This is a genomic window from Rhodosalinus sp. (assembly GCF_041685465.1).
Taxonomy (GTDB): Bacteria; Pseudomonadota; Alphaproteobacteria; order Rhodobacterales; family Rhodobacteraceae; genus Rhodosalinus.
Genome location: NZ_JAWLFS010000165.1, coordinates 1 through 6,804, shown reverse-complemented (window position 1 = coordinate 6,804; position 6,804 = coordinate 1). Strand labels below are relative to the sequence as shown.

7 protein-coding genes and 1 tRNA gene are annotated in these 6,804 nt (G+C 70.1%); 6 read left to right on the top strand and 2 right to left on the bottom strand.

Annotated features, from left to right (window positions below; all coding sequences use genetic code 11):
* Window positions 1-2 precede the first annotated feature (2 nt).
* A tRNA-Lys gene (locus ACESL7_RS11190) sits at window positions 3-78 on the bottom strand.
* Window positions 79-181: 103 nt separating this feature from the next.
* On the opposite strand from ACESL7_RS11190, the gene dapF reads away from it, so the two are divergent.
* The 3 genes from dapF (at window position 182) to ACESL7_RS11175 (ending at window position 3,227) form a co-directional block, all read left to right on the top strand.
* Complete coding sequence (dapF, locus tag ACESL7_RS11185) at window positions 182-1,015, top strand: diaminopimelate epimerase (RefSeq protein WP_372893403.1); 834 nt, start codon at window positions 182-184, stop codon at window positions 1,013-1,015.
* Window positions 1,012-2,259 (top strand): tRNA (N(6)-L-threonylcarbamoyladenosine(37)-C(2))-methylthiotransferase MtaB, encoded by a 1,248-nt coding sequence (gene mtaB / locus ACESL7_RS11180; protein ID WP_372893402.1) that lies wholly within the window; start codon window positions 1,012-1,014, stop codon window positions 2,257-2,259. The genes dapF and mtaB overlap by 4 nt, the downstream gene beginning before the upstream one ends.
* Window positions 2,260-2,615: 356 nt before the next feature.
* Window positions 2,616-3,227, top strand: a complete 612-nt coding sequence (locus ACESL7_RS11175; protein ID WP_372893401.1) for a glutathione S-transferase — start codon at window positions 2,616-2,618, stop codon at window positions 3,225-3,227.
* 116 nt (window positions 3,228-3,343) lie between these two features.
* Here the strand turns inward: ACESL7_RS11175 and ACESL7_RS11170 are convergent, their stop codons facing one another.
* Window positions 3,344-4,003, bottom strand: coding sequence for an outer membrane protein (locus ACESL7_RS11170; RefSeq protein WP_372893400.1), 660 nt, complete (start codon window positions 4,001-4,003; stop codon window positions 3,344-3,346).
* A 228-nt stretch (window positions 4,004-4,231) separates the two neighbouring features.
* Between ACESL7_RS11170 and petA the strand changes: the two genes are divergently transcribed.
* The 3 genes from petA to ACESL7_RS11155 form a co-directional block, all read left to right on the top strand.
* Window positions 4,232-4,810 carry a ubiquinol-cytochrome c reductase iron-sulfur subunit gene (petA, locus tag ACESL7_RS11165; RefSeq protein ID WP_372893399.1) on the top strand — a complete coding sequence of 193 codons (579 nt, stop codon included), beginning with the start codon at window positions 4,232-4,234 and terminating at the stop codon, window positions 4,808-4,810.
* A 12-nt stretch (window positions 4,811-4,822) separates the two neighbouring features.
* Window positions 4,823-6,163, top strand: a complete 1,341-nt coding sequence (locus tag ACESL7_RS11160) for a cytochrome b (protein WP_372893398.1) — start codon at window positions 4,823-4,825, stop codon at window positions 6,161-6,163.
* Between the two features lie 29 nt (window positions 6,164-6,192).
* A partial coding sequence (locus tag ACESL7_RS11155; protein ID WP_372893397.1) for a cytochrome c1 occupies window positions 6,193-6,804 on the top strand: 612 nt, incomplete at its 3' end.

Sequence of the window (6,804 nt, the reverse complement as noted above, 5' to 3'; positions counted from 1 at the left end):
CGTGGTGAGCCGTGCAGGATTCGAACCTGCGACCCACTGATTAAAAGTCAGTTGCTCTACCAACTGAGCTAACGGCCCACGTTGGGCGCTTCTAGAAAGAGCGCGCAGAGCGGTCAACCCCCGAAACACGCGCTCCGCGCGCCACTGGAAAGCCGCCTCCGCGAGGCGTATATGGCCTGACATGGATCGCCGCGCTGACACCGGTCTGCCCTTCATGAAGATGCACGGGCTCGGCAACGACTTCGTCGTGATCGACGCGCGCGCCCGCGCCGTCGAGGTGACGCCCGCGCTCGCACGCACGCTCGCGGACCGCCACCGCGGCGTGGGCTTCGACCAGCTTGCGCTGATCCGCGCGGATGCCGATGCCGACGCGCGGCTCGACTTCCTGAACGCCGACGGTTCGCCTTCGGCGGCCTGCGGCAACGCCACGCGCTGCATCGCCCGCCACCTGATGGCGGAGATGGGCCGCGACACGCTGCGCCTCGCCACCGCGCACGGGGTCCTCGCGGCCGAACGGCGCGGGGCGCTCACGGCGGTGAACATGGGGTCGCCGGGGCTGACATGGCAGGATGTCCCGTTGGCGCGCGAGATGGACACGCTGGAACTGCCCCTCGACGGGGCGCCCACGGCGACCGGCATGGGCAATCCGCACTGCACCTTCTTCGTCGACGACGCCGAGGGCGTCGACCTCGCCGCGCTCGGGCCCCGGATCGAGCATGACCCGCTCTTTCCCGAGCGCACCAACGTGCAGGTGGCGAGCCTCGAAGGCCCCGACCGCCTGCGCGTCCGCGTCTGGGAACGCGGCGCCGGCATCACCCTGGCCTCGGGCTCCTCCTCCTGCGCCGCCGCGGTGGCCGCGGCGCGGCGCGGGATCACCGGGCCGCGGGTCACGGTGGTCCTCGACGGCGGCACGCTCGAGATCGACTGGCGCGCGGAGGGGGTCCGGATGACCGGGCCCACGGCGCATGTCTTCTCCGGCCGGCTCACGCCCGAGTTCCTGGAAGCGCCGGCATGAGCGCGCCGCGCTTCACCACCTTCGGCTGCCGCCTCAACGCCTACGAGACGGAAGCGATGACCCGCATGGCGGAGGCGGCCGGCCTCGACGACGCCGTGGTGGTCAACACCTGCGCGGTGACCGCCGAGGCCGTGCGCAAGGCCCGGCAGGAGATCCGCCGCCTGCGCCGCGACAACCCGGAGGCGCGCATCCTCGTCACCGGCTGCGCCGCGCAGGTGGAGCCCGGGACCTTCTCCGCCATGGCGGAGGTCGACCACGTCCTCGGCAACGCCGAGAAGATGCGCCCGGAGACCTGGGGCGCGCTCGCCGGCGACCCGGGCACGGAGCGGGTACAGGTCGACGACATCATGTCCGTGCGCGAAACCGCCCATCACCTGATCGACGGCTTCGGCACCCGCTCGCGCGCCCATGTCCAGATCCAGAACGGCTGCGACCATCGCTGCACCTTCTGCATCATCCCCTACGGCCGCGGCAACTCGCGCTCGGTGCCCGCGGGCGTCGTGGTGGACCAGATCCGCCGCCTGCGCGACGCGGGCTACAACGAGGTGGTGCTCACGGGCGTGGACCTGACGAGCTGGGGGGCCGACCTGCCCGGCCGCCCGCGCCTCGGCGACCTGCTACGCCGCGTGCTGAAGCTGGTGCCCGACCTGCCGCGCCTGCGCCTCTCCTCGATCGATTCGATCGAGGCGGACCCCGCGCTGATGGAGGCGCTGGCGACCGAACCGCGGCTCATGCCGCACCTGCACCTCTCGCTGCAGCACGGCGACGACCTGATCCTCAAGCGCATGAAACGCCGCCACCTGCGCGACGACGCCATCCGCTTCTGCGAGGAGGCGCGGCGCCTGCGCCCCGACGTGGTCTTCGGCGCCGACATCATCGCGGGCTTCCCGACCGAGACGGAGGCGGCGTTCGAGAACTCCCTCCGCCTCGTCGCGGACTGCGGGCTCACCTGGCTGCACGTCTTTCCCTTCTCGCCGCGCGCCGGCACACCGGCCGCGCGCATGCCGCAGGTGGACGGCGCCACGAGCCGCGACCGCGCCCGCCGCCTGCGCGCCGCGGGTGAGCGGCACCGCGCGGCCTGGCTCGCCGCGCAGGTGGGCACGCGCCAGAATGCGCTGATGGAAAGCCCCCGGCGCGGGCGCACCGAAGGCTTCGCCGAGGTGCAGTTCGGCGCCGATCAGCCCGTGGGCGAAATCGTCCCGGCCCGCATCACCGGCCACGACAGCGCCCGCCTGACCGCCTGACCGGCCCGTATCGACCGCAGGGCCGACCGCGGCGGCGGCGACACAGGCTTGAACAACGAACGCGCCCCGACGGAACTGCACCCGGCCCTTCTTCCCGGCAAGAATCCCCGGGGTGAATTGACCACAGGCCAAGAGCGGGCAGTTCCTCCTCCACGGCGCCCGACAGCGCGTCCCTTGCGCCCGTCACGAAGCCTCCCCGACGCCCGGACACTGCGTCGCGCCCATCATCTTGGCCCAAATACTCCGGGGGTGAATTGGCCGCAGGCCAAGAGGGGGCAGCGCCCCCTCCGCCGCGCCGCGTTGACAGCGCCGGGTGCCGCGCCGCACCCTGCACCCCTAGTCCGGAGAGACGCCCCATGCTTCAGCTTCACGCCTCCGCCGCCTCGCCCTACGTGCGCAAGGTGCGCGTCGCGATCCGCGAGCTCGGCCTCGACGACGAGGTCGAGGAGATCGCGACCGCGACGACGCCGATGGCGACCGACCCGCGGCTCGCGACGGCCAATCCGCTGGGCAAGATCCCGGCGCTCGCGCGCGACGACGGGCCCGCGCTCCACGACAGCCGGGTGATCTGCCGCTACCTCGACGACCGGGCCGGCGGGGCGCTCTACCCGGACAGCCGCATCTGGGAGGTGCTGACGCTCGAGGCGACCGCGGACGGCATCCTCGATGCGGCGGTGCTCATGGTCTACGAGGCGCGCTTCCGGCCCGAGGCGCACCGTTCGGAGGACTGGCTCGCCGCGCAGTGGGACAAGATCTCCCGCGCCCTCGACGCGCTCGGAACCCGCTGGATGAGCCACCTCTCGGGACGGCTCGACATGGGCCAGATCGCCGTGGGCTGCGCGCTGGGTTACCTCGATTTCCGCCACCCCGGGCGCAACTGGCGGCAGGGGCGCGGGGCGCTGGACGACTGGTATGCCGTCTTCGCGGAGCGCCCCTCGATGGCGGCCACGCGACCACCTGCCGCCTGACGCTCTTGCGGCGACGCGTTCGCCGCCGCCCGCGCCGGTGCGGCACCCGGCCGCCGCGGCCTTCCCCGCACCGCGATCCCCGCCCGTCGGCCCGCGACCGGCGGCGTGACACCCCCTCAGAAGCTGTAGCTGACACCCAGGTTCAGGGCGTTGGTCACGATTTCCGTCTCGAGCGAGCCGCCGCCGTCGAGGTCGGCCGTGTTGTCGGACCAGGTCGCCTGATATTCGCCGAAGACGGACCAGCGCTCCGTCACCGCGTAGCTCGCCCCGGCGAAGACGCGCGCCGCCGGGCCGGTCACCTCGAACCCATAGGTACGCGGGCCGCCCGTGGGCGCCACGTCGACATGCGGCATGGCGAAGCCGAGGCCGCCGCCGACGTAGGGCGTCAGTCCCGCCCAGCGATTCGGCCAGCGGCGCAGCGCGTTCAGGGTGATGATGTTCAAGCCGTCGGAAAGCTCGAAGCGGTCGAACCCGGCGGCGTTGCGGGCGCCGTCGGGCGCATAGACCTTCGTATGCGTGCCCTCGACGCCCCAGCCGAAGCGCTCGCCCGTCCACCATGTCCCGCGCAGACCGTAGTAGAGCGGCATCTCGAAGGAGCGCCCCTCCCAGTCGAAGCTTTCGCTGTAGGTGCCGCCGCCGGGGCGATCGCCCTCGGCGCGGCTCGCGGGTGCCGTCTGCCAGCCCGAGTAGACGCCGAGCTCGAACTCCGCTGCCGCGGGCAAGGCGAGCGCCCCGGTCAAGAGCGCGGTGAAGATGGGTCCGATCAGGTGTCGCACGGCGCTGGCTCCGTTTCGCTGGCGCCGCGACTCTACGCCCGCCGCGCGCCGGTCTCAAGCCGCGCCCGGCCCTCAATGGCGGGCTGTCGCAGTGCCGGGGCGCGGCATTGTATCGCTGGACGGCTCCCCTGCGTCTCGCTACATAGCACCACGATGACGCCCGGACCGTTGCGCGGTCGGGCGTGCCATTGATCCCGGCCCGGGCCGGCCCAGAGATGGAGAAGCCGCATGTCCCACGCAGAGGACCATCAGGGAACCAGACGCGATTTCCTCTACTACGCGACGGCCGGCGCAGGGGCGGTGACGGCCGGCGCCGCGATCTGGCCCCTCGTCGACCAGATGAACCCGTCGGCCGACGTCGAGGCACTGTCGACCATCCGCGTCGACGTGTCCACGCTCGATCCCGGCTCGCAGCTCACGGTCAAGTATCTCGGCAAGCCGGTCTTCGTCCGGCGCCGCACGCCGGAAGAGATCGAGGCGGAGCGCGAGGTGGAGGTCGATGACCTGATCGACCCCGAAGCCCGCAACCCCAACGCGGAGGGCGATCTGCCCGCGACCGACCTCAACCGCACGCTGCCCCCGTTCGAGGGGGAAAACACCGGCGAGTGGCTGGTGCAGATCGGCGTGTGCACGCACCTCGGCTGTGTGCCGATCGGCGACGGCGCGGGTGACTACAAGGGCTGGTTCTGCCCCTGCCACGGCTCGCACTATGACGGTGCCGGGCGCATCCGGAAGGGCCCCGCGCCCGAGAACCTGCATATTCCCGTCGCCGAGTTCGTCGACGAAAACACGATCAAGCTGGGCTAAGGAGGCGCACCGATGTCCGGAATTCCGCACGACCATTACGAGCCCTCGAGCGGCGGCGAGAAGTGGCTGCATCGGCGCCTGCCGATCGTCGGGCTGCTCTACGACACGATCATGATTCCCACCCCCAAGAACCTCAACTGGATGTGGATCTGGGGGATCGTGCTGACCTTCACGCTGGTGCTGCAGATCGTCACCGGCATCGTGCTGGTGATGCATTACACGCCGCACGCCGACATGGCCTTCGCCAGCGTCGAGCACATCATGCGGAACGTGAACGGCGGGCACCTGCTCCGCTACATCCACATGAACGGCGCCTCGCTCTTCTTCGTGGCGGTCTACGCGCACATCGCGCGCGGCCTCTACTACGGCTCCTACAAGGAACCGCGCGAGATCACCTGGATCATCGGCATCCTGATCTACATCCTGATGATGGCCACGGCCTTCGTGGGCTACGTCCTGCCGTGGGGCCAGATGTCCTTCTGGGGCGCGACGGTGATCACCGGCCTCTTCGGCGCGATCCCCTTCGTGGGCGACACGCTGCTGGTGTGGCTGCAGGGCGGCCCGGCCGTCGACAACGCGACGCTGCAGCGCTTCTTCTCGCTGCACTACCTGATGCCCTTCATCATCCTCGGGCTGTCGATCGTGCACATCTGGGCCTTCCACACGACGGGCAACAACAACCCCACGGGCGTCGAGGTCCGCCGCACCTCGAAGGCAGAGGCGGAAAAGGACACGGTGCCCTTCTGGCCCTACTTCGTGATGAAGGACCTCTTCGCCCTCGGCGTGATCTTCATCGTGTTCTTCGCGATCGTCGGCTTCATGCCCAACTACCTCGGGCACCCCGACAACTACATCGAGGCCGATCCGCTGGTGACGCCCGCGCACATCGTGCCGGAATGGTACTTCCTGCCCTTCTACGCGATCCTGCGCGCCTTCGACGACTCGGTCTGGATCGTCCAGTTCACGAGCTTCATCACCGGCGGAATCATCGACGCGAAGTTCTTCGGCGTGCTGGCCATGTTCGGCTCGATCATCGTGGTCGCGCTGGTGCCGTGGCTCGACACCTCGAGCGTGCGCTCGGGCCGCTACCGGCCGATGTTCAAGTGGTGGTTCGCCGTCTTCTGCGTGAACTTCTTCGTGCTGATGTGGGCCGGTGCCATGCCGGCGGAGGGTATCTACCCGACCATCGCCCTGATCGGCGCCACCTACTGGTTCGCCTTCTTCCTCGTGATCATGCCGCTGCTCGGCGTCTTCGAGAAGCCGGCGCCGCAGCCCGCGACGATCGAGGAAGACTTCAAGGAGCACCTCGCGCCCTCCGGCGGGACGAAGACCGTCGAGACCCCCGCCGAGTGACCCGGGCCGAACGAAAGGAACCGCGAGACATGTTCAGAACGACCGTCATCGCCGCTGCCACCGCGCTCTCCGTGGCCGGCAGCGGGGCCTTCGCCGCCGGCGGCGCGGGCGAGGTGACCGACTACGACTTCTCCTTCGAGGGGCCGTTCGGCACCTACGACCAGGCGCAACTCCAGCGCGGGCTGCAGGTCTACACGCAGGTCTGCGCCTCGTGCCACGGGCTCGAGCACGTGCCGATCCGCACCCTGTCGAACGAGACGGGGCCGGGAATGCCGGCGGATCAGGTCCGGGCCTATGCTGCCGACTTCATGGTGGCCGACCCGGCCGCCAACCCGGACATCGTCGATCCCGATACCGGAGACGTGCAGGAACTGAAGCCGGTCAACCACTTCCCCGCGAACGAAAGCCAGGGCGCGCCCGACCTCTCGCTCATGGCGAAGGCCCGCGCGGGCTTCAGCGGCCCCTACGGTACCGGCATCAACCAGCTCTTCAAGGGCATGGGGGGCGCGGAATACGTGGCCTCTTACCTCACCGGCTACACCGGCGAGGACAAGATGGAAGCCGGCACGCTGCTTTACGAGAACACCACCTATCCCGACGGCTGGACACAGATGGCGCCCGTCTTCTTCGGCGGCGATGTC

Excerpts from the sequence above, each read along its gene's own strand:
- dapF (WP_372893403.1), top strand. The coding sequence starts at position 182 with ATGGATCGCCGCGCTGACACCGGTCTGCCCTTCATGAAGATGCACGGG.
- mtaB (WP_372893402.1), top strand. The coding sequence starts at position 1,012 with ATGAGCGCGCCGCGCTTCACCACCTTCGGCTGCCGCCTCAACGCCTAC.
- ACESL7_RS11175 (WP_372893401.1), top strand. The coding sequence starts at position 2,616 with ATGCTTCAGCTTCACGCCTCCGCCGCCTCGCCCTACGTGCGCAAGGTG.
- petA (WP_372893399.1), top strand. The coding sequence starts at position 4,232 with ATGTCCCACGCAGAGGACCATCAGGGAACCAGACGCGATTTCCTCTAC.
- ACESL7_RS11160 (WP_372893398.1), top strand. The coding sequence starts at position 4,823 with ATGTCCGGAATTCCGCACGACCATTACGAGCCCTCGAGCGGCGGCGAG.